The 26,782-nt window shown below is 71.5% G+C and carries 25 protein-coding genes; 17 read left to right on the top strand and 8 right to left on the bottom strand.

Features of this window, described 5'->3' with window-relative positions; translation table 11 throughout:
• Positions 1-83 precede the first annotated feature (83 nt).
• Positions 84-1,007, top strand: a complete 924-nt coding sequence (locus ACZ601_RS05105) for a DMT family transporter (RefSeq protein ID WP_469533083.1) — start codon at positions 84-86, stop codon at positions 1,005-1,007.
• Here ACZ601_RS05105 and ACZ601_RS05100 read toward each other — a convergent pair.
• Positions 997-1,200, bottom strand: a complete 204-nt coding sequence (locus ACZ601_RS05100) for a hypothetical protein (RefSeq protein ID WP_469533080.1) — start codon at positions 1,198-1,200, stop codon at positions 997-999. The two genes, ACZ601_RS05105 and ACZ601_RS05100, sit on opposite strands and share 11 nt — an antisense overlap.
• A 146-nt stretch (positions 1,201-1,346) precedes the next feature.
• On the opposite strand from ACZ601_RS05100, the gene ACZ601_RS05095 reads away from it, so the two are divergent.
• The 5 genes from ACZ601_RS05095 to ACZ601_RS05075 all read left to right on the top strand — a co-directional run bounded on the left by ACZ601_RS05095 (position 1,347) and on the right by ACZ601_RS05075 (position 6,264).
• A complete protein-coding gene (locus ACZ601_RS05095) occupies positions 1,347-2,564 on the top strand; it encodes a sensor histidine kinase (RefSeq protein WP_469533077.1) in 1,218 nt (405 codons plus the stop codon).
• Positions 2,561-3,280, top strand: a complete 720-nt coding sequence (locus ACZ601_RS05090) for a response regulator (RefSeq protein WP_469533075.1) — start codon at positions 2,561-2,563, stop codon at positions 3,278-3,280. The genes ACZ601_RS05095 and ACZ601_RS05090 overlap by 4 nt, the downstream gene beginning before the upstream one ends.
• Positions 3,281-3,366: 86 nt before the next feature.
• Positions 3,367-4,545 (top strand): cytochrome P450 family protein, encoded by a 1,179-nt coding sequence (locus ACZ601_RS05085; protein WP_469533072.1) that lies wholly within the window; start codon positions 3,367-3,369, stop codon positions 4,543-4,545.
• Positions 4,546-4,636: 91 nt separating this feature from the next.
• Entirely contained in the window at positions 4,637-5,056 is a 420-nt protein-coding gene (locus tag ACZ601_RS05080) for a PaaI family thioesterase (RefSeq protein ID WP_440573182.1), read from the top strand.
• A gap of 11 nt (positions 5,057-5,067) precedes the next feature.
• Positions 5,068-6,264: a cytochrome P450 family protein gene (locus ACZ601_RS05075; RefSeq protein WP_440573181.1), complete on the top strand. Its 1,197-nt coding sequence runs from the start codon at positions 5,068-5,070 to the stop codon at positions 6,262-6,264.
• A gap of 24 nt (positions 6,265-6,288) precedes the next feature.
• Here ACZ601_RS05075 and ACZ601_RS05070 read toward each other — a convergent pair whose 3' ends face one another.
• Positions 6,289-7,293, bottom strand: coding sequence for a Gfo/Idh/MocA family protein (locus tag ACZ601_RS05070; protein ID WP_469533068.1), 1,005 nt, complete (start codon positions 7,291-7,293; stop codon positions 6,289-6,291).
• Between the two features lie 359 nt (positions 7,294-7,652).
• Between ACZ601_RS05070 and ACZ601_RS05065 the strand changes: the two genes are divergently transcribed.
• From ACZ601_RS05065 to ACZ601_RS05045, 5 genes are all read left to right on the top strand, one after another.
• The gene (locus ACZ601_RS05065; RefSeq protein WP_469533065.1) at positions 7,653-8,666 is read left to right on the top strand and encodes a sugar ABC transporter substrate-binding protein; all 1,014 of its coding nucleotides are present in this window, start codon (positions 7,653-7,655) and stop codon (positions 8,664-8,666) included.
• Positions 8,663-9,715, top strand: a complete 1,053-nt coding sequence (locus tag ACZ601_RS05060; protein ID WP_123527509.1) for an ABC transporter permease — start codon at positions 8,663-8,665, stop codon at positions 9,713-9,715. The genes ACZ601_RS05065 and ACZ601_RS05060 overlap by 4 nt, the downstream gene beginning before the upstream one ends.
• Positions 9,712-10,575 (top strand): ATP-binding cassette domain-containing protein, encoded by an 864-nt coding sequence (locus ACZ601_RS05055; protein ID WP_469533060.1) that lies wholly within the window; start codon positions 9,712-9,714, stop codon positions 10,573-10,575. The genes ACZ601_RS05060 and ACZ601_RS05055 overlap by 4 nt, the downstream gene beginning before the upstream one ends.
• Positions 10,576-10,699: 124 nt before the next feature.
• Positions 10,700-11,863 (top strand): ROK family glucokinase, encoded by a 1,164-nt coding sequence (locus ACZ601_RS05050; RefSeq protein WP_371775334.1) that lies wholly within the window; start codon positions 10,700-10,702, stop codon positions 11,861-11,863.
• Between the two features lie 14 nt (positions 11,864-11,877).
• Positions 11,878-12,474 carry a hypothetical protein gene (locus ACZ601_RS05045; RefSeq protein WP_469533057.1) on the top strand — a complete coding sequence of 199 codons (597 nt, stop codon included), beginning with the start codon at positions 11,878-11,880 and terminating at the stop codon, positions 12,472-12,474.
• Positions 12,475-12,525: 51 nt separating this feature from the next.
• Here the strand turns inward: ACZ601_RS05045 and ACZ601_RS05040 are convergent, their stop codons facing one another.
• From ACZ601_RS05040 to ACZ601_RS05030, 3 genes are all read right to left on the bottom strand, one after another.
• Complete coding sequence (locus ACZ601_RS05040; protein WP_469533054.1) at positions 12,526-13,431, bottom strand: geranyl diphosphate 2-C-methyltransferase; 906 nt, start codon at positions 13,429-13,431, stop codon at positions 12,526-12,528.
• 16 nt (positions 13,432-13,447) lie between these two features.
• Positions 13,448-14,743: a family 2 encapsulin nanocompartment cargo protein terpene cyclase gene (locus tag ACZ601_RS05035; RefSeq protein ID WP_469533051.1), complete on the bottom strand. Its 1,296-nt coding sequence runs from the start codon at positions 14,741-14,743 to the stop codon at positions 13,448-13,450.
• A 116-nt stretch (positions 14,744-14,859) separates the two neighbouring features.
• Positions 14,860-16,272, bottom strand: a complete 1,413-nt coding sequence (locus tag ACZ601_RS05030; RefSeq protein ID WP_469533049.1) for a family 2B encapsulin nanocompartment shell protein — start codon at positions 16,270-16,272, stop codon at positions 14,860-14,862.
• Between the two features lie 436 nt (positions 16,273-16,708).
• Here ACZ601_RS05030 and ACZ601_RS05025 point away from each other — a divergent pair, with 436 nt between their 5' ends.
• Entirely contained in the window at positions 16,709-17,923 is a 1,215-nt protein-coding gene (locus ACZ601_RS05025) for a beta-ketoacyl-[acyl-carrier-protein] synthase family protein (protein WP_469533047.1), read from the top strand.
• 15 nt (positions 17,924-17,938) lie between these two features.
• Here ACZ601_RS05025 and ACZ601_RS05020 read toward each other — a convergent pair whose 3' ends face one another.
• Entirely contained in the window at positions 17,939-18,382 is a 444-nt protein-coding gene (locus ACZ601_RS05020) for a hypothetical protein (protein ID WP_469533044.1), read from the bottom strand.
• A gap of 132 nt (positions 18,383-18,514) precedes the next feature.
• Between ACZ601_RS05020 and ACZ601_RS05015 the strand changes: the two genes are divergently transcribed.
• Entirely contained in the window at positions 18,515-21,499 is a 2,985-nt protein-coding gene (locus ACZ601_RS05015; RefSeq protein ID WP_469533042.1) for a hypothetical protein, read from the top strand.
• A gap of 59 nt (positions 21,500-21,558) precedes the next feature.
• Here ACZ601_RS05015 and ACZ601_RS05010 read toward each other — a convergent pair whose 3' ends face one another.
• On the bottom strand, positions 21,559-21,828 hold the full coding sequence (locus tag ACZ601_RS05010; protein ID WP_440575863.1) for a GlsB/YeaQ/YmgE family stress response membrane protein: 270 nt from the start codon (positions 21,826-21,828) through the stop codon (positions 21,559-21,561).
• A 357-nt stretch (positions 21,829-22,185) separates the two neighbouring features.
• Here ACZ601_RS05010 and ACZ601_RS05005 point away from each other — a divergent pair, with 357 nt between their 5' ends.
• Complete coding sequence (locus tag ACZ601_RS05005; RefSeq protein WP_440575864.1) at positions 22,186-23,019, top strand: PIG-L family deacetylase; 834 nt, start codon at positions 22,186-22,188, stop codon at positions 23,017-23,019.
• A gap of 21 nt (positions 23,020-23,040) precedes the next feature.
• Here ACZ601_RS05005 and ACZ601_RS05000 read toward each other — a convergent pair whose 3' ends face one another.
• Complete coding sequence (locus tag ACZ601_RS05000; RefSeq protein WP_469533038.1) at positions 23,041-23,958, bottom strand: alpha/beta fold hydrolase; 918 nt, start codon at positions 23,956-23,958, stop codon at positions 23,041-23,043.
• 170 nt (positions 23,959-24,128) lie between these two features.
• Between ACZ601_RS05000 and ACZ601_RS04995 the strand changes: the two genes are divergently transcribed.
• From ACZ601_RS04995 to ACZ601_RS04985, 3 genes are read left to right on the top strand one after another with little or no spacing between them, the layout of a single operon-like run.
• Complete coding sequence (locus ACZ601_RS04995; RefSeq protein ID WP_440575866.1) at positions 24,129-24,830, top strand: YciI family protein; 702 nt, start codon at positions 24,129-24,131, stop codon at positions 24,828-24,830.
• Entirely contained in the window at positions 24,827-26,074 is a 1,248-nt protein-coding gene (locus tag ACZ601_RS04990; protein ID WP_469533036.1) for an RNA polymerase sigma factor, read from the top strand. Before ACZ601_RS04995 ends, ACZ601_RS04990 begins: the two co-directional genes overlap by 4 nt.
• Entirely contained in the window at positions 26,071-26,673 is a 603-nt protein-coding gene (locus ACZ601_RS04985) for a sugar O-acetyltransferase (RefSeq protein ID WP_469533033.1), read from the top strand. The genes ACZ601_RS04990 and ACZ601_RS04985 overlap by 4 nt, the downstream gene beginning before the upstream one ends.
• Positions 26,674-26,782 lie beyond the last annotated feature (109 nt).

The raw sequence follows: 26,782 nt of genomic DNA, 5'->3' as shown, positions 1-26,782 counted from the left end.
GGAGGGCGACCGGTACGGTGATCGTTCCGCGTGCGAGCCAGTGAGGTCTCCGCATCCTGCCTGTGGAGAACCAGGAGATCCGGGTGTCCTCAATCGCCGTTCCCGCACTCGCACCGCAGCGCCGGGCGTGGCTCACCGATCTGCCCGTCCTGCTGGTCGCGGTCGTCTGGGGTTCCAGCTACCTGGCGGCCAAGGGCATCACCACGGCGCAGACCGTCATCGCGGTCCTGGTGCTGAGGTTCGCCGTCGTGCTGCCCGTGCTGGTGGTCGCCGGGCGGCGCAGGCTGTCGGCGCTGACCGCGGCGCAGTGGCGGGGCGCGGGGCTGCTGGGCCTGGTGCTCAGCGGGATCTTCCTGGTGGAGACGTACGGCATCGTGCACACCTCGGCGACCAACGCCGGGCTCATCATCAGCCTCACCGTGGTCTTCACCCCGCTCGCCGAGGCGGCGGTGACCCGGGTCCGGCCGGCCGGGAGCTTTCTCGCCGCGGCCGGGCTCTCGGTGGCCGGTGTGGTGCTGCTGACCCAGGGCAGCGGATTCACCAGCCCCTCCGCGGGCGATCTGCTGATGCTCGTCGCCGCCCTGGCCCGCACCCTGCACGTACTGCTCATGGCGCGTATCAAGTCCGTCCGCTCTGCGGACTCGCTGTCGCTGACCACCGTCCAGCTCGGCAGCGCGGTCGCCGTCTTCGCGGCTCTGGCCGCCGTCCCCGGCACCGGCGAGTCGCCGTGGTCGGTCGCCGCCGGATTCGGTGTCCGCGAGTGGGGTGGGCTGCTCTTCCTGTCGGTCTTCTGCACGCTCTTCGCGTTCTTCGTGCAGATGTGGTCCGTACGCCGCACCTCGCCGTCCCGGGTCAGCCTGCTGCTCGGTACGGAACCGCTCTGGGCCGCCGCCGTCGGCATCGCGATCGGCGGCGAACGCCTCGGCGTCCTCGGAGCGGCGGGCGCGGTCCTGGTGCTCGCGGGTACGGCCTGGGGGCGCCGCAGCGCGGCCCCGGCTACTCCTTGACCGAGTCAGACGCGATCATGACGGCGGTCCCCGTCACCACCAGCACGATGCTGACGAACAACGAGTAGCCGCCGAGGAACGGCAGCCGTTGCACCAGGCCGAAGAAGTGGAACCAGCCGAGCCATTCGTGGAGCAGCCCCGCGGCCCCCTGGGCGAAGACCAGGAAGCCGACCGTCTCGCAGAGTCTCTTCATGGGAGTGAGCCTGGCGCGCCGGGCACCGCCGTCGCATCGGCCGGTGGTCCGGGCCGCTCGTCCGAAAGTCTTCCCTTCCGCGACTTTGGTCGCCTCCCGGCCCCGAACCGCCGGAAGCCGTGATTCCGCTGCGTAGCTTTGTCGATATGACGCGCACGGAGTACCCCTGGCTGCTGCCCTCGGCGATGGCCGACCCCGAGCTGCCCGGTGACCGGGGCGCCCGCTCCCGCCGCACCGTGCGCGACTGGATCGTCGACATCACGGCGTTCCTCTGCGCGGCGGGCATCGGCCTGGCGACCATCGCGACGATCGAGGCCGACCCCACCACGCCCGAGGGCGTCGTCTTCGTGGACTCGCTGGTCGGCGCCGCGGCCTGCTGCGCGCTGTGGGCCCGGCGGCGGTGGCCGGTCGGCCTCGCGGTGGCGATGACGGCGCTCTCCATCGTGGAGCCCGTCGCGGCCGGGGCGCTGCTGGTGGCCCTCTTCAGCGTGGCCGTGCACCGGCCGTTCCGCCCCGTCGCCTTCGTCGGCGCGGGCGCCCTGGCCGTCGCCCCGATCCAGCCCTACGTGCGCCCCGACCCGACCACCTCGTTCATCGCGTCCACCGTCATCGGCGTCCTGCTGATCCTGCTGGTGCTCAGTTGGGGCATGGTCGTACGCTCCAGACGCCAGCTCGTCGTCACCCTGCGCGAGCGCGCCCGGCGCGCCGAGACCGAGGCCGGACTGCGCGCCGAACAGGCCCAGCGGCTGGCCCGCGAGGACATCGCCCGGGAGATGCACGACGTCCTCGCCCACCGGCTGACCCTGCTCTCCGTGCACGCCGGAGCCCTGGAGTTCCGGCCCGACGCACCCCCCGCGGAGGTGGCCCGCGCCGCCGGAGTCATCCGGGACAGCGCGCACGAGGCGCTCCAGGACCTCCGCGAGATCATCGGGGTGCTGCGCAGCCCCCGGGACAGCGAGGGTGACCGGCCGCAGCCCACCCTCGCCACGCTCGACGCGCTGGTCGCCGAATCCCGACTGGCCGGGATGAAGGTGGCCCTCGACAACGACCTGGCAGAGCCGGACGCGGCGCCCGCCGCCACCGGCCGCACCGTCTACCGCATCGCCCAGGAGGGCCTGACCAACGCCCGCAAGCACGCACCGGGCACCGAGGTCACCGTCAGGGTCTGCGGCGGCCCCGGCCGGGGCATCACCGTCGAGGTGCGCAACCCGGCCCCCACCGAGCCCTTCGAGCAGGTGCCCGGCTCCGGACAGGGGCTCATCGGACTGACCGAACGAGCCACCCTCGCCGGCGGCCGCCTCGACCACGGACCCGAACCTGACGGCGGGTTCGGGGTCCGGGCTTGGCTACCGTGGCCGTCATGACCACCCCGACTCCCGCCCCCGCCGACCGCCCCGTCCGGCTCCTCATCGTCGACGACGACCCCCTCGTACGGGCCGGGCTCGCCCTGATGCTCGGCGGCGCCGACGACATCGACATCGTGGGGGAGGGTGCCGACGGCAGCGAGGCGCCCGGACTCGTCGAGCGGCTCCGCCCGGACGTCGTCCTGATGGACATCCGGATGCCGGTCATGGACGGGCTGACCGCCACCGAGGTGCTGCGCGGCCGCCCGGACGCACCCGAGGTCATCGTCCTGACCACCTTCCACGCCGACGAACAGGTGCTGCGCGCGATCCGTGCCGGAGCGGCCGGCTTCGTGCTCAAGGACACCCCGCCCGGACAGATCGTCGACTCGGTGCGCCGCGTGGCGGCCGGTGACCCGGTCCTGTCGCCCGCGGTGACCCGGCAGCTCATGGCCCGCGCCGCGGGCCCCGGCGGGGAGGAGAAGGCCGACCGCGCGCAGGGGGCCCGCCGACGGCTCGCCTCGCTCGCCGAACGGGAACGCGAGGTGGCCATCGCCGTCGGGCACGGCCGTTCCAACGCCGAGATCGCCGCGGCGCTCTATCTGAGCGTGGCCACCGTGAAGACCCAGGTGTCACGGATTCTGGCCAAGTTCGACTTCAACAACCGAGTCCAGATCGCCCTGCTGGTCCACGACGCGGGCCTGCTCGACGACGGAGACGGCCCGGGGCTGTCCTGAACTCTCCGTCCGTCCCGGACCCGGCGGCATACGCTGAACCGGCCGGTCCCCGGCGGCCGGACCGATCAGACCGGGAGGGTGGGCCCATGTCCGATGTCGACGTAGATCTGCGTGGGGTCGCGGACTTCACCGCGAATCCGTACCCGTACTACGAGAAGATGCGCGCCGCGGGTCCGGTGCACTCCGCGCGGACGGACGAGTTCGACCGGGTGTGGCTCGTCGTCGGGTACGACGAAGGACGGTCGGTCCTGGCCGACCAGCGGTTCGGCAAGGACTGGCGTACGCTGCCCGGCCAGACGGGCATGGGCGACCCGATCAACGCCAACATGCTGGAGATGGACGCACCCGACCACACCCGGCTGCGCAAGCTGGTCGCGCGGGAGTTCACCGCCCGCCGGATCGAGGCGCTGCGGCCCCGCGTGCGGCAGATCACCGACGGACTGCTCGACGCGATGGTGCCCGCCGGCCGGGCGGATCTCGTCGACGCCTTCGCCTTCCCGCTGCCCATCACCGTCATCTGCGAACTCATCGGCGTCCCCGACCTGGACCGGGACGCCTTTCGGCTGCTGTCCAACGGAGTGGTCTCCCCGGCGGGCGCGACCGAGGAGGGCGACGCGGCCCGTGCCATGGGCGGCTACCTCGCCGAACTGATCGAGGACAAGCGCCGCTCGCCGGGCGAGGACCTGCTGAGTGCGCTGATCGCCGCCCGGTACGAGGACGAGGACGCGCTGTCGCCCGACGAACTGGTCGGCATGGCCTTCCTGTTGCTCGTCGCAGGCCATGAGACGACCGTCAACCTGATCTCCAACGGGGTGCGCGCACTGCTCGAACACCCTGAGCAACTGGCGGCTCTGCGCGCCGACTTCGGACTGATCGACGGGGCGGTCGAGGAGATGCTCCGCTATGACGGGCCGGTGGAGGCCGCCACCTTCCGGTTCGCCCGGGAGACCGTGCCGATCGGCTCCGCCACCATCGCGGAGGGCGATTCGGTCCTGGTCGCCCTGGCAGGCGCCGACCGCGACCCCGCCCGCTACCCGGAACCCGACCGCTTCGACATCCGCCGCGACGCGCAGGGACACCTGGCCTTCGGGCACGGGATCCACTTCTGCCTGGGCGCGCCGCTGGCCCGGATGGAGGGCCGCATCGCGGTGCGGGCGCTGCTGGAGCGGTGCCCCGGACTGGATTTCGATCCGGACGCCGGGGAACCGGACTGGCTGCCCGGCATGCTGATCAGGGGGACGCGGAAGCTGCCCGTGCGCTGGTGAGGCAGACTCGCCGCAGGACAGCGTGCCTCGCCGCAGGACAGCGGACCTCGCCGCTGGACAGCAGGCACAGGTGAACAGAGAGGAACCCGTCATGACCGGACTCGACCTGGAGATGGCGCAGAAGGTGCTCGACAGCCAGCCGTTCAGCGGGCTCGTCGGCGCGCGGATCACCGCGTTCGGGGACGGCGGGGCCACGCTGGAGATCGACGGCCGTGAGGAACTCCAGCAGCAGAACGGGTTCCTGCACGGCGGGGTGCTCGCGTACGCCGCCGACAACGCGCTCACCTTCGCCGCCGGAACGACACTCGGCCCGGCCGTGCTGACCGGCGGCTTCTCGATCCAGTACCTGCGGCCCGCCACCGGCGGCGGACTCGTCGCCCGTGCCTTCGTCGTCCACTCCGGCCGCCGGCAGGCGGTGGCGCGCTGTGATCTGTTCAGCGTGGACGGGAGCGGGGCAGAAACCCTGTGCGCGGTCGCCCAGGGCACCGTGCTGAATGCCGCGTCGGCCTGAAGGAGCCCTGCTTGACCACGGAAGAGGCAGTCGATCTCGGAGCGATGGGGGACAGGTTCACCCGCGATCCGTACAGCGTGTACGCGGCCCTGCGGGCCCGTGGCCCCGTCCACCGGGTCCGCATCCCGGAGGGCGCGCCCGCCTGGCTCGTCGTCGGGTACGAGGAGGGCCGGGCCGCGCTCGCGGACCAGCGGCTCTCCAAACAGTGGGCCCTGGCCTCGCCCGGCCTCGGCGTGAGCAAGGTCTCCTCCGGGACGTCCATGCTCAGCACGGACGCACCCGTGCACACCCGGCTGCGCAAGCTGGTCACCCGGGAGTTCACGCCCCGCCGCATGCAGCAACTCCTGCCGAGTGTGCGGCGGATGACCGACGAACTGCTCGACACGATGCTGGCGCTGCCCGGCCGCCGTACCGACCTCGTCGACTCGCTGGCGTTCCCGCTCCCGATGTCCGTCATCTGTGAACTGCTCGGCGTCCCCTTCCTGGACCGCCAGGCCTTCCGGGCCTGGTCCAACACCGCGGTGTCCTCCATCGACGCGGCGGCGCGGAGCGCGGCGAACTCCGACACCTCCCGCTATCTGGCCGGGCTCCTCGACGACAAGCGCGAACAGCCCGGCGACGACCTGATGAGCGCGCTGATCCACACGGCCGACGAGGACGGCGACCGGCTCTCGGCCGATGAACTGATGGGCATGGCCTGGCTGTTGCTCGTGGCCGGCCATGAGACCACGGTGAGCCTCATTTCCAACGGGGTGCTCGCCCTGCTCACCCACCCCGAACAGCTCGCGGCGCTACGGGCGGAGCCAGCGCTGATCGACAACGCGGTGGAGGAGATGCTGCGTTACGCGGGCCCGATCGAGACCCCCACGTACCGCTTCACGACCGGCCCGATCGACATCGGCGGCACGGTCGTCCCGGGCGGCGGCGAGCTGGTCCTGATCGCGACGGCCGACGCCAACCGCGACCCGGACCGCTACCCGGACGCGGACCGGTTCGACATCACCAGGGACGCCCGGGGGCATGTCGCCTTCGGCCACGGGATCCACTACTGCCTGGGCGCGCCGCTGGCCCGTATCGAGGCGGCGGTGGCGGTCGGATCGCTGCTGGAGCGCTGCCCGGGGCTGGCGCTCGACACCGATCCGGACACGCTGACCTGGCGGACGGGGATGCTCATCAGGGGGCCGGAGGCTCTGCCGGTCCGGTGGTGAGCCGACTCCAGGCCCTCGCCGGAGTCAGGCCCCGGGGATCTCCGTCAGCTCCACCGGCCGGCGCTCCCGGCGTGAGAGCTCGCACGCCTCCGCGACCCGCAGCGCGTGCAGGGCCTCGCGCCCGTCGCAGGGATTGGCCGCCTCGCCCCGCACCAGCCGGACGAAGGCGTCCAGCTCGGCCTCGTACGCCGGGGCGAAGCGTTCCAGGAACCCGGGCCAGGGCTTGGCCGGGGCGGCGGGGCCCTGCGGTTCCGCGGAGGTCAGCGGGGTGCGGTCGTCCAGGCCGACCGCGAGCTGGTCCAGCTCTCCGGCGAGCTCCATCCGCACGTCGTACCCGGCGCCGTTGCAGCGGGTCGCCGTCGCCGTGACGAGGGTGCCGTCGTCGAGGGTCAGCAGCGCCGCCGCGGTGTCCACGTCACCGGCCTCGCGGAACATCGCGGGTCCGGCGTCCGAGCCGGTGGCGTACACCCGGGCCACCTCATGGCCCGTCACCCAGCGCACCATGTCGAAGTCGTGGATCAGGCAGTCCCGGTACAGCCCGCCGGAGAGCGGCAGGTAGGCCGCGGGCGGCGGCGCCGGGTCGGAGGTCACCGTCCGCACGGTGTGCAGCCGGCCCAGCTCCCCGCCGCGCACGGCCGAGCGCGCCGCCAGGTACCCCGCGTCGAACCGTCGCATGAACCCGAGCTGGAGCACGCTCTCGGCCTCCCGCGTCTCGCGCAGCGCGGCCAGCGTGCCCGGCAGGTCGAGGGCGACGGGCTTCTCGCAGAACGCGGGCACCCCGGCGCGGGCGGCCCGGCCGATCAGCTCGGCGTGCGCCGCGGTGGCCGAGGCGATCACCACGGCGTCCACGCCCGCGCCGAACACCTCCGCGGCGGACCCTGCGGTGACCGCCCCGGTCCGGCGCGCGACCTCCGCCGCGCGGGCCGGGTCCGTGTCCGTCACCACCAGGGCGTCCACCGAGGGGTGGCGGGACAGCACGCCCGCGTGGAAGGAGCCGATCCGGCCGGTGCCGATGAGTCCGATGCGCATGGACCCAACGTGCCGGTCACCGGCAACGCTGTCAACTGTATGTCCTGACAAAGTCGGCCAGGTGTCGGAGCGCGGCCCGCGCCGGGCCCCGCCTCACTCCTTCGATTCCCGCCGCCCCGTACGGTGACAGCGCCCCATGACTTCCGTACGGTGTCGGAGGCTTCCCGGCTTCGCGTACGGCCCCGGGGGCGGCGCCAGGCCGCCCCCGGGCGCCGTACGCGCCCCGTCCCGACACACGCGCCGCGCCCTGCCGGGTGACGGCGGCGGCGGCTCGGGGATACTTGCCCAGCCGGACCGGGACCGTACGGGCCCCGGCTCCACCAGCAGCACAACGAGCAGCACGAGAAGGGCACGGAGTCGTGGCAAGGGTTCGGACAGGGGTACGTGCGATGGGCGCCGTGCTTGCGGCGGTGCTCGGGGCTTCCCTCATGGGATGCAGCAGCACCGGCGGCAAGCGGGCGGAGGAGCGAGCGGCACAGTCCGCCGCCGAGGGCCGGTCCGCGGTGAACACGCCCCGCTGGACCTTCGCCATGGTCACCCACTCGGGCGACGGCGACACCTTCTGGGACATCGTCCAGAAGGGCGCCAAGATGGCGGCGGGCAAGGACAACATCAACTTCCTTTACTCGCACAACGACGAGGCGCAGCAGCAGGCCCAGCTGGTCCAGGCCGCCATCGACAAGAAGGTCGACGGGCTGATCGTCACGCTCGCCAAGCCCGACGCCATGAAGGACGTCGTCGCCAAGGCGACCAGGGCCGGTATTCCGGTGATCACGGTCAACTCGGGTGTCGCGGAGTCCAAGCAGTTCGGCGCGCTCACCCACATCGGCCAGGACGAGTCCATCGCCGGTGAGGCCGTCGGTGAGGAGCTCAACAAGCGCGGCCGCAAGAAGGCCCTGTGCATCCTGCACGAGCAGGGCAACGTGGGCCACGAGCAGCGCTGCGCCGGAACGAAGAAGGCCTTCGACGGCCAGATCCAGAACCTGTACGTCGAGGGCACCAACATGCCGGACGTCCAGGCCTCCATCGAGGCGAAGCTCCAGTCCGACAAGGACATCGACGCGGTCGTCACCCTCGGCGCGCCCTTCGCGGACGCCGCCGTCAAGGCGAAGCAGACCGCGGGCAGCAAGGCCGAGATCGACACCTTCGACCTGAACGCCAAGGTCGCCGCCGAGCTGAAGGCCAAGACCCTCGGCTTCGCCGTCGACCAGCAGCCCTACCTCCAGGGGTACGAGGCCGTCGACCTGCTCTGGCTCTACCGCTACAACCGCAACGTGCTCGGCGGCGGCCGCCCGGTCCTCACCGGTCCCCAGGTCATCACCTCCGCCGACGCGGCCCAGCTCGCCGAGTACGCGGACCGGGGAACCCGATGACCGCGGCCTCCGGATCCTCCTCGCCCGCCGGTACGGACGAACGGCTGCTGCGCACCTCACCGCTGCGCAAGCTGCTCGGCCGCCCCGAGCTGGGCTCCGTCGTCGGCGCGCTGGCCGTCTTCCTCTTCTTCGCGATCGTCGCCGACAGCTTCCTGCGCGCCACCAGCTTCGGCACGGTCCTGTACGCGGCCTCCACCATCGGGATCATGGCGGCCCCGGTCGCGCTGCTGATGATCGGCGGCGAGTTCGACCTCTCGGCGGGGGTGATGGTCACCAGCTCCGCGCTGATCTCGTCGATGTTCAGCTACCAGATGACGGCGAACGTCTGGGTCGGCGTCTTCGTGTCGCTGCTGGTCACGCTCGCCATCGGCGCGTTCAACGGCTTCATGCTGACCCGCACCAAACTGCCGAGCTTCATCATCACGCTCGGTACGTTCCTGATGCTGACCGGTCTGAACCTCGGCTTCACCAAGCTGATCAGCGGGACCGTCTCGACGAAGACCATCGGCAACATGGAGGGCTTCCCCTCCGCCCGCAAGCTGTTCGCCTCCTACTGGACCGTCGGCGGCGTCGAGCTCAAGGTGACCATCCTGTGGTGGGCGGTCCTCGTCGCCGTCGCCACCTGGATCCTGCTCCGCACCCGCTTCGGGAACTGGATCTACGCGGTCGGCGGCGGCGCCGACGCGGCCCGCGCGGTCGGCGTCCCGGTGATCCGGACGAAGATCGGGCTCTACCTCGGCGTCGCCTTCGCCGCCTGGGTCTCCGGACAGCACCTGCTGTTCAGCTATGACGTGGTGCAGTCCGGCGAGGGTGTCGGCAACGAGCTGATCTACATCATCGCGGCGGTCATCGGCGGCTGCCTGATCACCGGCGGCTACGGCTCCGCCATCGGCTCGGCGGTCGGCGCCTTCATCTTCGGCATGACCAGCAAGGGCATCGTGTACGCGGAGTGGAACCCGGACTGGTTCAAATTCTTCCTCGGAGCGATGCTGCTCCTGGCCACCCTGCTCAACGCATGGGTACGCAAGCGCGCGGAGGCGACGAAATGACGGCCCCCAAGGCACCGGACGTGCCGGAGGACACCGAGCCGCGGGCGCTGGTCGAGCTCGACCACGTCAGTAAGTACTACGGCAACATCAAGGCACTGGAGGACGTCTCGCTGGAGGTGCACGCGGGCGAGATCTCCTGCGTCCTCGGCGACAACGGCGCCGGCAAGTCCACCCTCATCAAGATCATCGCGGGGCTGCACCGGCACGACGCCGGAAGCTTCCTCGTGGACGGCGAGGAGACCACCCTCGCCAACCCGCGTGACGCCCTGGACCGGGGCATCGCCACGGTCTACCAGGACCTCGCCGTCGTCCCGCTGATGCCGGTCTGGCGGAACTTCTTCCTCGGCTCTGAGCCGACGACCGGCGTGGGCCCCTTCAAGCGCCTCGACGTCCGGCTGATGCGCGAGACGACCCGCTCCGCGCTGCTGCGGATGGGCATCGACCTGCGCGACGTCGACCAGCCCATCGGCACCCTGTCCGGCGGCGAGCGCCAGTGCGTGGCCATCGCGCGGGCCGTCCACTTCGGCGCCAAGGTGCTCGTCCTGGACGAGCCGACCGCGGCGCTCGGCGTCAAGCAGTCCGGCGTCGTCCTCAAGTACGTCGCGGCGGCCAGGGACGCCGGACTGGGCGTGGTTCTCATCACGCACAACCCGCACCACGCGTACCTGGTCGGTGACCGCTTCGTGCTGCTCAAGCGCGGCGCGATGGCCGGCAGCCACACCCGGGGCAGCATCACGCTGGACGAGCTCACCCGCCAGATGGCGGGCGGCAGCGAGCTGGAGGAGCTCAGCCACGAGCTGGAGCGGACCCCCGGTCCTGACCTGTCCGGCGGCCCCGCGACGAAGCACGACACTCCGTAGTCCGGCCGGGCCGCGGAGCCCGTCCGGCAGCCCCGTCCCCCCGGCAGTGGCAGAATCGGGGCCGACGGGCGCCGCCCGCCGCCGGGATCAGTACGCGCCCGGCCACCCCGACCCCCCAGGGACGATGAGCACGTACCGCGACTTCACGCACCGCGGCTCCGCCCGCGCCACCGTCCTGCGGACCGTCGGCACCCGGGAGCGGCGCTCGCACCTCACCGCGCCGAGGGTCCCCACCGTCGGCATCGACATCGGGGGGACGAAGGTGATGGCCGGCGTCGTCGACGCCGACGGCAACATCCTGGAGACCCTGCGCACCGAGACGCCGGACAAGTCCAAGAGCCCCAAGGTCGTCGAGGACACCATCGTCGAGCTGGTCCTTGACCTCTCCGACCGGCACGACGTGCACGCGGTGGGCATCGGCGCGGCCGGCTGGGTCGACGCGGACCGGTCCAAGGTGCTGTTCGCCCCGCACCTCGCCTGGCGCGACGAACCCCTGCGCGACGCCATCGCCTCCCGGCTGGTCGTCCCGGTCATGGTCGACAACGACGCCAACACCGCCGCCTGGGCCGAATGGCGCTTCGGCGCGGGCCGGGGCGAGGACCACCTCGTCATGATCACGCTCGGCACCGGCATCGGCGGCGCGATCCTGGAGGACGGTCAGGTCAAGCGCGGCAAATACGGCGTAGCGGGTGAGTTCGGACACATGCAGGTGGTGCCCGGCGGCCACCGCTGCCCCTGCGGCAACCGGGGCTGCTGGGAGCAGTACAGCTCCGGGAACGCACTCGTCCGGGAGGCCAGGGAACTGGCCGCGGCGGACTCCCCGGTGGCCCACGGAATCATCGAACGGGTCAAGGGCAACATCCCCGAGATCACCGGACCGCTCATCACCGAACTGGCCCGCGAGGGCGATGCGATGTGCATCGAACTCCTCCAGGACATCGGCCAGTGGCTCGGCGTCGGCATCGCCAACCTGGCCGCCGCGCTCGACCCCTCCTGCTTCGTCATCGGAGGCGGCGTCAGCGCCGCCGACGACCTGCTGATCGGACCGGCCAGGGACGCCTTCAAACGCCACCTCACCGGCCGCGGCTACCGCCCGGAGGCGCGCATCGCGAAGGCGCAGCTCGGCCCGGAGGCGGGTATGGTCGGCGCCGCCGACCTCGCCAGACTGGTGGCCCGCAGGTTCCGCCGTACCAACCGCCGCCGCGTCGAGCGGTACGAGCGGTACGCGCAGATCTACGACCAGGCGGCGAGCACCATCCGTAACACCCGCAACACCCGCACTTCCTAGGGATTCCCAGAGCGATGAACGCAGCCGAGCACCCCGTCGTGCCGCGTCAGTCCCCGCCGCCCGAACCGGGCGACGGGCGGCTGCCGGAGGACCGGCGCAGAACGATCCGCCGGCGCCTGATCACGGCGACCATCATCGTGCTGCTCATCGGCGTCCCCGCCGGATATCTGCTGATCTCCGCGAGCCAGAGCCGCCGCTCCGGCCAGGACAAGGCCGCGGAGGCCGCCGCGCAGGGGCTGCGCGAGGGCTGGCCGTCCCGGATGCTGCGCCGGATCTTCGAGGTGCCCATCCCCTGGGACGCGCAGGACGTCGAGTACTACGAGACGAACAACTGGAAGGCCAGCCGGATGTACGTGCAGTTCCGCACGTCGTCCAACGGCCTCGACCGGTTCCTGACCAACGTCGGCACCGGCCGGGCGGCCCTGACCGAGGGCAAGGTCACCGTCGGCGCCCGCGACACGAAGGTCGCGGGCTGGTACTTCGGCAAGGGTGTCGCGTGGGCGGGAACCACGCACACCAACAAGGACCCGCGCCCCACCCAGGACATCACCGTCGACATGACCGACCCGATGGCCCCTGTCGTCTACGTCGTCTCCGCGGCCACCCCCTGACACACCCGCCGGCCGGTGCCGGCGGAGGTGCCAGGGGGCCGCGGCGCGTGGTCAGACGCGGTCTGCCGCGATCAGGAGGTACTGGAAGGAGCCGTCCTTGTAGGAGTTGATGAACGCGTCCTCGATCCCCGTCACCAGCGAGGACGTGGCCCGCAGCTCCCAGTAGGGCAGGGTGTCGGGGGTGAGGTCGATGATGGTCTGCGGCACCAGGCGGTTGTCGGCCATGGCGCGCAGGTACTCCCGGCGGGAGTGGATGTTGCACTCGAAGTGCGCGTTGATCTGCGAGACCCACTTCGAGGGCTGGCCGTACCGGGGGTTCCAGCAGCCGGTGATGGTCACGTATCGGCCGCCGACCTCCAGGACGCGGGAGTGCTCCGCGAAGAGGTCGTGGAGGTCGACGTACATGCTCGACTCGTTGTTCCAGGAGGCCGCCGCGGATCCGGTCTCGAACGGGGTGGCGAGCATGTTGCAGACACGCGCCCGGACGTGGTCCTGGAGGCCGAGTTCGCGGGCCCGGCCGTTGGCGAATTCGGCCTGCTTGGTGGAGAGCGTGACCCCTTCGACCTTGCACCCGAAGCGCTGGTGCGCCATCACCATCGAGCCGCCCCGGCCGCAGCCGGCGTCCAGCAGGGTGTCCTCCCGCCCGATGTGGCCGAGGTGTCCCAGGAGATATTCCGCCTGCGCCGACTCCAGCCGGTGCAGCTCGGAGATCAGCGCCTTCTCGCCGGCGCCGTCCCCGGCGGCACCGAGCGCGGCGGTGTCGATCTCACCGATGCCGTAGTGGTGGTGGTAGAGCCCGTCGACATCGCCCAGGCGCAGGTTCACAGGCCTGGCCTCGCCGTCCCAGTAGCGCGCGATGTCTCCCTGGTACGGGGTCGCGGGGCTGGGGATGCGCACCGGGGCGGAGGCGGCCGTGCGGGTGGAGCCGCCGGTGGCGGTGAGTTCGGCGTTGGTCACGGATGAATCCATTCTCTTACCAGAAATCGGGCAAGCTGTAGCGGTAGGTGTTCGACTGATGCCAGTGGTGATTGCCGTCGACCCAGGCGGCCACGCCGCGCAGGAAGCGCTGCACACTCGGCACCGGGGATTCCGCGGCCAGGGAGGCCGCGGCGGTTTCGAAGTCGTGCATGAGCTCGTTGTGGATCTCGACCGACTTCAGATAGGCGTCGCGGTCGGAGACCCCCTCACGTTCGGAGATCACGACGGGCAGGTTCAGGTGCCGGCCCGTCGCGTCGAGCTCCTTGGTGTACGAGTACAGGTCGTTCACGATGGTCGTCGCGTTTCCCGCCAGGGCGATGACCTCCTGCATGGCCGGCTGGGCGTGCAGGTCCGCGGGGAGCTCGTAGCCCCCGACGGTGTCGGTGATGGTGGGGCAGGGGCGGAAATTGTTGAACTGGCGCATCGCCAGGTACTCCCACACCTCCGGGACGTGGTCCATCTGCGCCCAGGCCGCTTCGGCGAGGTAGCCCATGTGCAGCCGGGCCATGTCGTGCCGGAGCCGGTCCGCCTGGGAGGGGCCGGCGGCTCCGACGAAGTACTCCATGGCGGAGCGGTAGGCACGCCGGGGCGCGTCCGCGTGGAGCGACTTCGCCCACTGCGGCCGGTACTCCGCGGTGGTGTGCAGGGAGTCCAGAGCGGTGTGCGCCAGCAGCAGCCGCTCGCCCAGGCCGTCGGGTGATCCGCCGTGGTCCTCGCAGTAGCAGTCGTCCACCGCGTTCTCGGCCACCATCAGGCGGGTGGCGAGCATGAGATGGTCGATGGTGGGCGCGTCCGGATGGCAGCCGACCATGTAGCGGCCCACGGAGAAGCCGTCGAACTCCTCCTCCCAGTCCTCTGGATACAGCGAGACCTCGTCCAGGGCCCAGGCCTTGATCCGTCGGCTGACCTCTTCGACCCGCACCGGATCGGGCTCCGGAATCGGGTGGTAGTAGAGGCCCGGGATCACCTTGCCCTGGGCGTCGGCCTGGGTACCTGCCTGCGCACCGCTCTCCGCCGGGGCCGCCGGGGGAGGGGGCGTGTCCCGCCGCAGCAGCGTGCGCAGGCTCGCGGTGCCCAGGCCGGTGGGCCCGCCCAGGACCCGCACCGGCCCGGCGGGAGGGGCCGCTGCCGGAGGCGGGGGCGGGGAGGGCACCGGCGGACGGGGCAGGCCCCCGGCGGCGGCGCCGATGTCCCGGGCGCGGGACGCGGCCTCGGCGAGTACGTGAGCCCCGAAGCGGGAAGCGGCCTCCGGCAGTCTCGGCTGCGGAGGTGGCAGCTCGGGTGCGGGCATCCATGACTCCTTGGTGGGTGGGCGGTTGTCCGGAGGCTTCCGGGCGAGGGGCGCCGGGCGAGCACGATCGGCCTGCCGGATCCGCGCCCTCGCACCACGCGGCACGGGCCGGCCGGCTACTTGGGCCAGTTGGCGATCTGCACGTTCTCCAGCACACCGACCGCGTCCGGCACGAGGATGGCCGCGGAATAGTAGGTGGTGACGAGGTAGGACGTGATCGCCTTCTCGTCGAGCCCCATGAACCGGACCGACAGTCCCGGCTCGTACTCGTCCGGCAGACCCGTCTGGTGCAGGCCGACCACGCCCTGGTTCTCCTCGCCGGTACGCATGCAGAGGATCGAGCTGGTCCGCTCCTGCGTGACGGGGATCTTGTTGCAGGGGAGGATCGGCACCCCGCGCCAGGCCGGAACCTGCTGGCCGCCGAGGTCGACATGGTCCGGGTAGAGTCCGCGCGAGTTGAACTCCCGCCCGATCGCCGCGATCGTCCGGGGGTGCGCGAGGAAGAACTTGGAACCTCGGCGGCGGCAGAGCAGTTCGTCCAGGTCGTCCGGGGTCGGCGCGCCGGAGTGCGGCTGGATGCGCTGCTTGAAGTCGGCGTTGTGGAGCAGCCCGAACTCCCGGTTGTTGATCAGCTCGTGCTCCTGGCGCTCGCGCAGCGCCTCGATGGTGAGCCTGAGCTGCTCCTCGGTCTGGTTCATCGGCCCGTTGTAGAGGTCCGCGACCCTGGTGTGGATCCGCAGGATGGTCTGGGCGACCGAGAGTTCGTACTCGCGCGGATTCAGCTCGTAGTCCGCGAAGGCGCCGGGCAGCGCGTGCTCGCCGGTGTGGCCGGCCGACATCGCGATCTCCGCCTCGCCGCGATGGTTCTGCGCCTGGCGGGAGCGCGAGGTGAACTGCTCGACGTGGTCTCGGAGTCCGGGGGCCGAGGCGACCACGGCCATGAAGTCGGCGCGGGACAAGGTGAGCAGCGTGCCGGACGTCTCGGCGACAGCGGTCTGCTCCCACCGGGCGTCCTCGTCCAGCAGCGCGTTGTCCCCGAACCGGTCACCGTCCGCGAGGACGTCCAGGGCGATCTCGTCGCCGTAACCGCCCACGGAGGTCTGGCCGATGCGGCCGTGTGCGATGAGGTGGATCCGGTCCGCCGCCGCTCCCCGCTCGACCAGCGTCTCGCCCGCCCGGAAGTCACGCTGGACGCACCGGCCGGCGATGGCGGTCAGCGCGTCGAGGTCGTCGAAGCCGCGAAGCAGGGCCAGTTCACCCAGCTCCTGGGGGATCACCCGGACCTCGGCGCCGTCCTGGACGAACTCCACCTTGCCGTCCCCGACGGTGTAGGCGAGCCGGCGGTTCACCCGGTAGGCACCGCCCTTGGTCTCCACCCAGGGGAGCATCCGCAGCAGCCAGCGGGAGGTGATCTCCTGCATCTGCGGGGCGGACTTGGTCGTGGAGGCGAGGTTACGGGCAGCCGCTGTCCCGAGACTGGACTGTTTGGGCAGTTCCAGCCGTGCTTCCGAGTTCGAGTCAACAGTCATCGGGGAGGCTCTCCTTGGTCAGGGCAGTCGAGGTCATATGCGAACACACCGAACAACTGGACGAAAGCGTGGGATACGAAGGTGAATCCGTCCAGATCCAGGGGAACAGTAATGGCCGCTCCGCCGCCCGGACCAAGGAAATCTGCCGATATTAACTCGATGCGATGATCGCGGCCGGGTGATGTTTGTGCTGGTCCCGGCGGGATCTGGCCATGTTTCGGCGCGGGTGCACGCGAGATGCGGGGCGGCGGCCGGGGCTCATCCCGCGGAGCCGTCGTCGGCCTTCCGGTCAGGCCGGGAAGAATTGTTGAGAGCGTACAATCTCTCGCTTCCGAATCGGTCGGCTCCTGCCCTGAGTTCCCTGCTGAATGCTGGAATGATCGCCGTGAGGGCAGATCGTTGATCTGTCGTATTCAGACAGTTCCAGGAGGCTCGTGTGACCCATGACAGTCGTGTGCTGGTTACGGGCGTCGGTGCGATGACGCCACTGGGAGCCGACGCGCCGTCGACCTGGTCGGGGCTGCTGGCCGGTACGTCCGGGGTGCGTCTCCTGGCGGAGGAGTGGGCGGCTGACCTGCCGGTGCACGTGGCGGCCGGGCTCACGGTGGACCCCGCCTCCCTGCTGCCGAGGGCCGAGGCCAGGAAGCTGGACCGGGGCGAGCAGATCGCCGTCCTCGGCGCGCGCGAGGCCTGGCGGGACGCCGGGGCTCCGCAGGTCGAGCCGGAAAGGTTCGCAGTCGTCATCGGTACCGGAACCGGTGGTGTACTAAGCACACTGGGGCAGGACGACATCTTCGAACGCGCCGGTATTCGCCGGCTGTCGCCGTTCGCGGTCCCCATGCTGATGCCCAACGGGCCGGCCGCCTGGGTGAGTATGGACCTGGGCGCGAAGGGGGGTGCCAGGACTCCGGTGAGCGCCTGCGCGTCCGGGGCCGAGGCCCTGGCCCTCGGGCAGGACCTGATCCGCGGCGGCCGGGCCGACGTGGTGGTCGCGGGTGGCGTGGAGGCGTGCCTGCACCCCTTCACCATCGCGGCATTCGCCCAGATGAAGGCCCTGTCGACACGCTCCGCAGACCCGGAGACCGTGTCCCGCCCCTTCGACGTCAAGCGGTCCGGGTTCGTCATGGGCGAGGGCGTGGGGATGGTGGTGCTCGAACGCGCCGGGTTCGCCCGCGCCCGTGGAGCACGTGCCTACGGCACGCTGGCCGGCAGCGCCGTGAGTTCGAGCGCGAACCACATCACGGCGTCCGACGCGGACGGCCAGGCCCGCGCCATGGAGCTGGCGCTGCACGACGCGGGCCTGGCCCCGGCGGACATCGGAATCGTGCACGCCCACGCCACCTCGACCGAGTCCGGCGACCTGGCGGAGGCCGAGGCGATCAGCCTGGTGATCGGCGGCCACGCCGCGGTGACGGCGACGAAGTCGATGACCGGCCACATGATCGGCGCGTCCGGTACGGTCGGCGCCATGGCCGCTCTGCTCGCGCTCAGGGACGGCACTGTCCCGGCCACGCGCAATCTCGACGAACTCGACCCGCGCGTCGAACTGGACGTGGTGCGCGGCGAGCGGCGCACCGGGCAGTGGTCCGCCGCGCTGGCCAACTCGTTCGGGTTCGGCGGACACAACGTCAGCCTCGTCTTCACCAGGTGACGCCGAGGACCGCGGCTATTCCGGCGGAGGCGCGCCCCCTCCGCCGCGCCACATGGCGACGAGTGCCCTGACCGCCTCCTTGCCGCCGGGCCGGGAGGCGAGGCAGGCGATCAGCGTGGCGATGAACAGCACCGGCACGTATTCGGCCGGCAGGTATCCGCTGATGCCCGGCGGCTGAACCACTGTGACCGGTACGGGAGTCGCGGGCGCGGGCTCGGTCCGCGGGAGAGTCTGGACCGGGGCGGATACGGGGGCCGGGGTGGTGCCGGGTTCCGCGATCGCCTGCGCCGACGCGGAGGCCGACAGGACCAGCAGCACCAGCAGGAGCAGCAGGAGCAGGACGGCGGCAGCGATGACCGCGCGGGCCGTACGAGGGTGAGTTCGCGCCGGCCGGGCGGGGCGGGCGAGCGGGCGCCGCCGGGATTCTGTGGCGGCCTCGCCGCTGGGTGTGTTCGTCATGGTGGCGATGGTGGGGCGCGGGCCGTGTCCCGGCCGGGTCCGGTTTCGGCGTACCGGGAAGAACCGCAGGCGGGAGCGGTTACGGTCGACCTGTCCGGAGCGGATCCGGACCGGAGATATCCGGAGGTGGGGTTGACCGACCACGAACCGCGGTCAGATCGTCGGGAGTTCGCCGCGCGCGTCGTCGAGCTGATCGACGCCTCCGGGCTGAGCAGGGCGGAGTTCGTGCGCCGGGCCGCCCTGATCGAACGGCATCTGCCCGATCCTCCGAAGCGCGCCCCGAGCTTCTCGGAGCAGCGCCTCAGCGACTGGTGCTCCGGCAGGAACGTTCCCAACGAGCGCGTCGTCATCGCCCTGGTCCATACGGCGGTCCAGGCCCGACGGAGCCAAGGCCTGCCCCCGGCCAACCGTCTGACGCCGGGACTTCTCTCGGTTGACCGGTGGCTCGGCCGGCGACGCCGGGCACGCACCGAGCGACCGACCGGGCTGCCGGGCGAGCGGGCGGCCGGTTCCGGCCTTCCGGCCCCGGCACCCGTCGACGTACCCACGGACCCCGTGGCATCGCGGAACCCGCCTGCCGGTCGGGCGTCCCCCGCCCCGCACGAGCCGGTGGGAGACTGGCTGACCGAGACAACCGATCCCTTCGCGCTGGGAGTTCACCGCAGCATCGCGGTGCCCAGGGGGCGCTCTGCGGGGTCGCCCCCGTTGCCGCCCTACGTAGGACGCGCACACGACGAACGGCTGGCGGCCGGAGTCGACGCGGCGGTCACGGCGGGGGAGAGCAAACTGCTCTGGCTGACCGGTGATTCGTCCTACGGCAAGAGCCGCGCCTGTTGGGAGGCGCTCGGCGCGCTGCGGCGTCGTGGCGACTGGCGGCTGTGGGCACCGCACAGCGCGGAGGAAGCCCTCGCGGGGCTCCACCGGGTGGCGCCGCAGACCGTGATCTGGCTGGACGAGACCCGCTACACGTGCCTGCCCGCCACCGGCGGTGCCGACGGCGGTCAGCTCGCCGACCGGATCGACGACCTCGTCCACAGCGCGCGGCGGGCGCCCGTACTCGTTCTGGGGACGATGTGGACGCGGACGTGGCACGAGCTGACCGCGGGAACCGACCCGAGGGCCCGGTGCTTCCAGTCACTGCTGCGGGATCCGATCCCCGTGCCGCCCCGCTTCACCGACGACGACATGCGGGCGCTGCGACGTGCGGCGAACACCGACGCGAGGCTCGCCGCAGCCTCGGAACAGGCCGCCGACGGGGAGGTCGCCCAGTGGCTGGCCGGAACACCCGTGGTCCTGGCGCGGTGGGAAGCCGCGCCGGAGAACGCGCGGGCGCTGCTGCTCGCCGCCATGGACATCCGTCGGCTCGGGCATGATCAGCGGATTCCGCTCGCACTGCTCGAAGCCGCGGTGCCGGTCTACCTCAGTGCCTCCCAGCGCGAGCGGCTGCTGCGCCGCCCCGACTGGCTGCGCGAGGCCCTGTCGTACGCCACCGAGGAGTGCCTCGGAGCCGCCGGGCCACTCACCCCCACGCCGCCGCCCGCAGAGGCCGGACCGGGAGTCCCGCACTACCGGCTGAGCGACGTCCTGGACCAGTACGGGCAGGAGCGGCGGACTGTCGAGCCGGTCCCTCCCGCACTGTGGCGGACACTGGCCGAGCACATGGATGCCACCGGTCTGCTGGAACTGGCACGGACCGCTCACCGCCGCGGGCTGTACCGGCTGGCCCACGATCTGTGCCGCGACGCACTACGGGCCGGAAACCGGGGTGCGTGGTGGCAGGCGGCCGAGTTCCTGCGGCATCAGGGACGTATCCCCGAGGCCGATGCCTGGACCGAGGCCGCCGCCGAGGCCTCGGACGCGGCCGCGCTGGCGTGGATGGCTTCCCGGTGGTGGGAGACGGACCCCGCGGGCGATTCGTGGTTCGCCAGGGCGGTGGACGCCGCGGCGGACCCGGAGCCGCTGGTGGATGCCGCCGGGCGCCTCTACGAGTGCGGCGACAGCGAGCGGGCGCATGAGTGGTACGACGTGATCATCGCCCGGTTCCCGGACGGCACGGCGGCCCTGGATCTCGCCTGGCGACTCGTCGAAGCGGATCAGTGGGACGAGGCTTTGCGCTACTACGAGACTGCCGCGCGGGGCGGAAACCTCGATGCCTACCAACTGGCCTGCGTGGACGCTGTCTACGTCCGTCGCTGGCGCGAGGCCCGGGAGTTGCTGGCGCGTGCCGTCGCCGTCGGCCGCACCCGCCACCTCTTCGAGTCCTACGCTCCTGTGCCGGACGAGGACTGGCCGGAGGCCAACGCCTTCTTCCGGGCAGCCGTGGCGTCGGGTCTGACCGAGGCCCGGTCCGCCTGGGCGTCGACGTTGGCCGCGTCGGACCGGGTGGAGGAGGCGCTGGGCGTACTGGAAGCGGTGCCGACGGACAGAGAGGAGGTTTCGCTGTACGCGCAGTTGCTGCCGGACGGCCGTCTGAACGAAGCCGTGGCACGGCTGAGCGCGTTTCCCTGGCCGGCACGCGAGATACCGGTCCTGATTGTCGTGAGCCGGCTGATCCACGCGGACCGCGTGAGCGAGGCCCGGCAGGTCTGCGCGGTCCTGCCCGCGGCGGGCAGGGTGTCGTCGCTCCACGCGGGCGCGGCATGGCTGCTCGACGCGGGCCGCCCCGAGTCCGCCCTGACCTGGTTCGACGAGGCCGCCTCGATCGACCCGGCCTCGATGGCGAATGCCGCCCGCGCCCTGGAGGGTGCCGGTCACGAGCGGGCGGCGCACTACTACGCCCGCGCGCTGGAGGCGGGGAACGCACAGGCCCAACAATGGTTCGCCGACACCCTGACCGCCGCGCGCAGCTTCGGTGAGGCACTGACCTGGTACGAGAAGTCCTGGCGGCAGGGCGAGATCCAGGCTCTGAAGAGCGCGGCCGAATCCGTGTACGCGGCGGGCCGGGAGCAGGAGGCCCTCGTTCTGTACGGAAGGTACTGGGGCGCCCGGACCGACCCGCTCATGTTGGCCCCTCCCTGCCCTCCGGGCGAAGAGGCCACCGTTGCCCGCGTACGCCGGTACGGCTGGGACATCGACGGAGCGCCCGCCGGTGAGTGGGCGGCTCCGCTGCCGCCATGAGCGCGAATCGGCTCCGCCCGGGGAGGGCGGAGCCGATTCGCGGTGACGTTCGTACGGGGTCAGGCGTGGCGGCGGTTGCCGGTGAAGACGCGGTACAGCACGAGGAGGATGAGCGAGCCGACGATGGCCGCGATCCAGGTGGAGAGGTCGAAGAAGCCGTCGATGGAGTCGACGCCGAAGATGACCTTGCCGAGCCAGCCGCCGAGCAGACCGCCCGCGATACCGATGAACATCGTGATGATGATGCCGCCCGGGTCCTTGCCCGGCATCAGGGCCTTGGCGATGAGGCCCGCGAGCAAGCCGATGATGATCCAAGCAATGATGCCCATAATGCCTCTCCTACCTGGTTGTATAAAGTCGCTGTCAAGGACCGTCTTTACCGTGTCGGTGCTTTCAAACGTTGGTCACACCGTTGCGTGGCACCGCTGCCGCGTACGGCCGACTTCCGCTTCGTGGCGCGTGACGCCGGCCGGTAGGTGTGGGACGACAGGCCTCGAAGGCCAATCGGCTGCCGTCGGGAACAGACGGTCCGGCCGGTGCGGTTGCATCACCGGGGGACCGGCGCCGCACGGGCGGGGAATCGCGGCGACCGCAGTGTCGACCGCCCCGCCGGGTGACGGCCCCCGGATCGCGGTATGCCCGCCGCGCACGCACACCGAGAAGTATGTCCGCAGGAGGACTTTTCCATGACTGACCGGCCGTTGACCCTCATGGCAGTGCACGCCCACCCCGATGACGAGGCCACCGGAACCGGCGGAATCCTCGCGCGCTACGCGGCGGAAGGCATCCGCACGGTTCTCGTGACCTGTACCGACGGCGGTTGCGGTGACGGACCCGGGGGTGTCAAGCCGGGCAGCCCCGGGCACGATCCGGCGGCCGTCGCGTCAATGCGCCGCAAGGAGCTTGAGGCGAGCTGCGAGGTCCTGAAGATCAGCGACCTGGAGATGCTCGACTACGCGGACTCCGGGATGATCGGCTGGCCGAGCAACGAAGCGCCCGGATCCTTCTGGCAGACCCCCGTGGAGGAGGGCGCCGCCCGGCTCGCGGAGCTCATGCGGCACTACCGGCCCGATGTGGTCGTCACGTACGACGAGAACGGCTTCTACGGCCACCCCGACCACATCCAGGCCAACCGCATCACGATGGCGGCGCTGGAGATGACATCGCTGACCCCGAAGGTGTACTGGACGACGATGCCCCGCTCCATGATGCAGCGGTTCGGGGAGACCATGCGTGAGTTCCACGAGGACATGCCGGAGCCGGACCCCGCAGAGGCCGCCGCGCTGGCCGAGATCGGCCTCCCCGACGACGAGGTCACCACGTGGGTGGACACCACCGCGTTCAGCGGTCAGAAGTTCGACTCGCTGGCAGCGCACGCCAGCCAGGGCGAGAACATCTTCTTCCTCAAGATGGGCAAGGAGAGGTTCGCCGAGTTCATGGGCCTGGAGACCTTCGTGCGCGTCAAGGACGCCACCGGGGCGGCCCTGCCCGAGAACGATCTCTTCGCCGGACTGCGCTGATCTCCGCCTGACCGCGCTCCGCTACTCGATCTGCCCGAGCGTGAGCATCGCCTCCGCGACCTCGTCGACGGCCGCGTCGGGGATCGTGGTGGCCGCCCCGTCGAGGACGAGCAGCCGTGCCCCGGGGATCTCGCGCGCGATCGCCTCGCCGTTGCCGACGGGGAAGAACGGGTCGCGGCGGCCGTGGACGACGAGTGCGGGGACCGTGATACCGGGCAGACGCTCGCGCCAACGGGGTGTGCAGTCGAGCTTGGAGAACACCATGCCCAACTGGTTGGCCAGGTGGACCGGCGGCGCGGAGCCGGGCGTGCGGTCCCAGACGCGCCCGGCGACCGCGCGTGCGGCGGCGGGGTCGTCGCCACGGATCTCCGCGCCGTCGGCGGCGAACTCCGCCACCGCCGCACGGTCGGTCCAGTCGGGCATCGGGCGCGCGAACAGCCGGCTCATCGTCGCCCGGTCGTGGTCGGGGAGGTCCTCGTCGGGCGGGCCGGGGGCGACCGGGCGGGTACCGGCCAGGGTGAGCGCCGAGAACGTGCCCGGATGGTCGAGCACGGCCACCTGGGCGACCATCCCGCCGACGCCGATCCCCGCGAGGTGCGCGGGCCGCCCGCCGAGCGCGTCGGCAAGGGCCGCCGCGTCGGCGGCGAGATCGCGCAGGGTGTAGGCGGGAGCCTGCGGGTCCGCCGTCGTCGACTCCCCGCTGTCGCGCAGGTCGTAGCGGACCACGCGGCGTCCGCCCCCGGCGAGGCGCTCGCACAGCGCGTCGGGCCAGGAGAGCATGGTCGTCCCGCCCACGAGCAGGACGAGTGGCGCGTCGTCGTCACCGAACGACTCGATGCCCAGGGTGATCTCATGGACGGCGACAGGGCGGTGGGGGCGCCCTGTGGCGGGGACGTCGGGAGAGACGGAGCCGGGGGAAACGACGCTGATGCGAGTCATACCAGGGCAGACTCGGTCCACCGGCCGAACTCATCGCTGCCCTGCTCCGACCGGCCATCGAGGCCCTGGCGGGGGAGCAGGGCCGAACCGGAAAAGAATTCCGCGCCGCGTTGTCGGATTCCGCGAAGGCCGTTCGTCGTCCTCATGAAGCGTCCGAAAGGAGAACGGTCATGAAGTACGTGTTGTTCATCGCCACGGACCCCGCGGGGGAGCCGACCGACGAGAACCCGCAGGCATGGGTCGAGAAGTGGAACGACCGAGGCGTCCGGGTGGAGGGAATGCCGCTCAAGCCGGCCGAGGAGACCAGAACGGTCCGCGTGCGCGGGGACCGGGTTCTGGTCACCGACGGCCCGTTCGCCGAGACGGCCGAGTGGATCGCCGGGTACGACCTCCTGGAGGCCGCTGACCTCGACGAGGCGATCGAGGTCGCCGCCTCGCACCCGATGGCGACCGCAGGACGCATCGAGGTCCGGCCCGCCGAACCGATCGATCACGGGCCCGGCACCGGAAACACCCCGCACGAGGGCGACGCGCCCGCTTCCCGCTTCCTCGCGATCATGCGGACGGACCCGGACGCGCCGGCCTTCACCCCCGAGCCCGCCGCGGTGGCCGACTGGGTCCGCGAGGGCCTCGCCTCCGGCCACTACCTGGCCGGTGAGCACCTGCGTCCCGTCCAGGACGCCACCCTCGTACGCCGCCGCGAAGGGGAGTTGCTGATCACCGACGGCGCTTACACGGACGGGCCGGAACAGGTGTCCGGGATCGTGTTCGTGGACGGTGAATGGGAGGAGGCGATCCGCTACCTCGCCCGCTGTCCCATGGCGCGGTCCGGAAGCGTCGAACTGCGCGAGTTCTGGAGCGACTTCTCGTGAACACCGGGCCGGCACAGGTGCGGGCGGCGCTCGCGGAGGCGTACCGGAGCGAGTGGGGCGTCGTGTTCGGCACGATCGTGCGCCTCACCGGCGACTGGGAGCTGGCCGAGGACTGCGCACAGGAGGCGTTCGCCCGCGCCCTGCCGGCCTGGGAACGGGAAGGGGTGCCGCAGAAGCCGGGGGCGTGGCTGGTGACCGCCGCGCGGCACCGTGCCTTCGACGTACTGCGCCGGGGGACGACCGAGCGCGGCAAGCTGGCCGAGGTCGCCGCGCTCGATGCGGCCCGCGAACCGCAGCCGCCCGGGGACGAGCGGCTACGGCTGGTGTTCACCTGCTGCCACCCGGCGCTCCCGATGGAATCCAGGGTCGCACTGACCCTGCGGGCGGTCAGCGGCCTGACCACACGCGAGATCGCCCGCGTCTTCCTGGTGGGCGAGGACACCGTGTCGCAACGGATCCTGCGGGCGAAACGCAAGATCGCGGCCGCAGGCATCCCGTACCGGGTACCGCCGCCCGGCGCCCGCGCCGAACGGCTGGACGGCGTACTCGCCGTCATCTACCTCATGTTCACCGAGGGTTACGCACCGAGTGACGGCAGCACCCAGCGCGACACCCTCGCGGAGGAGGCCGTCCGCCTCGCCCGGCTCGTCGCCGCCGAGGCACCGGACGAGCCGGAGGCGCGGGGGCTCCTCGCACTGCTGCTGCTCCAGCATTCGAGGCGCGCCGCCCGGCTCGACGCCGACGGCGGGCTGGTCACGCTGGACCGGCAGGACCGCACCCGGTGGGACCACGCACTCATCGCGGAGGGAGTTGCTCTCGCCCGCGAGGCCGTCGATTCAGGCGGCTCCTACGCCCTCCAGGCGGCCATCGCCGCGCAGCACGCCCTCGCCCCGACCGCGGCCGCGACCGACTGGGCGGCGATCGTGACGTGGTACGACCGGCTCCTCGCCCTGCGCGCGAACCCGGTGGTCGAGCTCAACCGCGCTGTCGCGGTCGGGATGCACCAGGGCCCTCAGGCGCAACTGGACGCAGTGGACGCTCTCGGTACGTCCAAGAAGCTGGCCGGGAACCACGCCGTGCCCGCGGTCCGCGCGGACGCGCTGCGCCGGCTCGGCCGCGCGCGTGAGGCTGCCGGGGTATACCGGACGGCGGAGTCGATCGCCCCGAACGCGGCGATCGCCCGGGAGTACGCCAAGCAGGCCGAAGTACTGGAACAGATGGCTGAAGGGAACGTCCCGCTGTGACGCATGCGCATGAGGACGAAGTGCTCGCCCGGATCGCCCAAGGGCTCATCTACACCGAGTCGGAAGCGGCTTCCCTGAACTCCGAGCGGCGGACGGAGCAGATCTTCGACTACAACCACACACCGCCGCGCGAGGAGGAGCGGCGCCGGTCGCTGCTCGTCGAGATCCTCGGCTCGGTCGGGGAACGTACGGTGCTGCTGCCGCCGTTCCACGCCGCGTTCGGCAGCAACGTCCACATCGGGGACGACTTCTTCGGGAATGTGAATCTGACGTTCGTCGACGACGTGGACATCCGCATAGGCAACGGCGTCATGATCGCGCCCGGCGTGACGCTGGCCACGACGGGACATCCGGTGCACCCGGCACGCCGGGTCGACTTCGCGCGGTTCTCCGAACCGATCGTCATCGAGGACAAGGTGTGGATCGGCAGCAACGTGGTGGTCCTGCCGGGGGTGCGGATCGGATACGGCTCGGTCATCGGCGCCGGCAGCGTCGTCAGCCGCGACGTCCCCCCGATGACGGTCGCTCTCGGGACACCCTGCCGGGTGGTCCGCGAGATCACGGACGCGGACCTCACCACCCGCCTCGCCGGTCGGTAGCGCGCTCTGCCCCGCCCGGCAGCCGCCTGATCGGGCGGCTGCCGGGCTTGTTGTCACAGGCGCCGCTTAGAGTCTCTCCCACTCGTCACGGTGCGTTGCCCCGGACGGG

Source organism: Streptomyces sp. NPDC104307, from assembly GCF_055584045.1.
The sequence above is the reverse complement of the archived record's forward strand: the minus strand, read 5'-3'. Positions and strand labels throughout refer to the sequence as shown.

Bases quoted from the DNA above. Each gene is read 5' to 3' on its own strand.
- ACZ601_RS05100 (WP_469533080.1), bottom strand. From the start codon at position 1,200: ATGAAGAGACTCTGCGAGACGGTCGGCTTCCTGGTCTTCGCCCAGGGG.
- ACZ601_RS05095 (WP_469533077.1), top strand. From the start codon at position 1,347: ATGACGCGCACGGAGTACCCCTGGCTGCTGCCCTCGGCGATGGCCGAC.
- ACZ601_RS05090 (WP_469533075.1), top strand. From the start codon at position 2,561: ATGACCACCCCGACTCCCGCCCCCGCCGACCGCCCCGTCCGGCTCCTC.
- ACZ601_RS05085 (WP_469533072.1), top strand. From the start codon at position 3,367: ATGTCCGATGTCGACGTAGATCTGCGTGGGGTCGCGGACTTCACCGCG.
- ACZ601_RS05080 (WP_440573182.1), top strand. From the start codon at position 4,637: ATGACCGGACTCGACCTGGAGATGGCGCAGAAGGTGCTCGACAGCCAG.
- ACZ601_RS05070 (WP_469533068.1), bottom strand. From the start codon at position 7,293: ATGCGCATCGGACTCATCGGCACCGGCCGGATCGGCTCCTTCCACGCG.
- ACZ601_RS05060 (WP_123527509.1), top strand. From the start codon at position 8,663: ATGACCGCGGCCTCCGGATCCTCCTCGCCCGCCGGTACGGACGAACGG.
- ACZ601_RS05055 (WP_469533060.1), top strand. From the start codon at position 9,712: ATGACGGCCCCCAAGGCACCGGACGTGCCGGAGGACACCGAGCCGCGG.
- ACZ601_RS05050 (WP_371775334.1), top strand. From the start codon at position 10,700: ATGAGCACGTACCGCGACTTCACGCACCGCGGCTCCGCCCGCGCCACC.
- ACZ601_RS05045 (WP_469533057.1), top strand. From the start codon at position 11,878: ATGAACGCAGCCGAGCACCCCGTCGTGCCGCGTCAGTCCCCGCCGCCC.
- ACZ601_RS05035 (WP_469533051.1), bottom strand. From the start codon at position 14,743: ATGCCCGCACCCGAGCTGCCACCTCCGCAGCCGAGACTGCCGGAGGCC.
- ACZ601_RS05030 (WP_469533049.1), bottom strand. From the start codon at position 16,272: ATGACTGTTGACTCGAACTCGGAAGCACGGCTGGAACTGCCCAAACAG.
- ACZ601_RS05020 (WP_469533044.1), bottom strand. From the start codon at position 18,382: ATGACGAACACACCCAGCGGCGAGGCCGCCACAGAATCCCGGCGGCGC.
- ACZ601_RS05010 (WP_440575863.1), bottom strand. From the start codon at position 21,828: ATGGGCATCATTGCTTGGATCATCATCGGCTTGCTCGCGGGCCTCATC.
- ACZ601_RS05005 (WP_440575864.1), top strand. From the start codon at position 22,186: ATGACTGACCGGCCGTTGACCCTCATGGCAGTGCACGCCCACCCCGAT.
- ACZ601_RS05000 (WP_469533038.1), bottom strand. From the start codon at position 23,958: ATGACTCGCATCAGCGTCGTTTCCCCCGGCTCCGTCTCTCCCGACGTC.
- ACZ601_RS04995 (WP_440575866.1), top strand. From the start codon at position 24,129: ATGAAGTACGTGTTGTTCATCGCCACGGACCCCGCGGGGGAGCCGACC.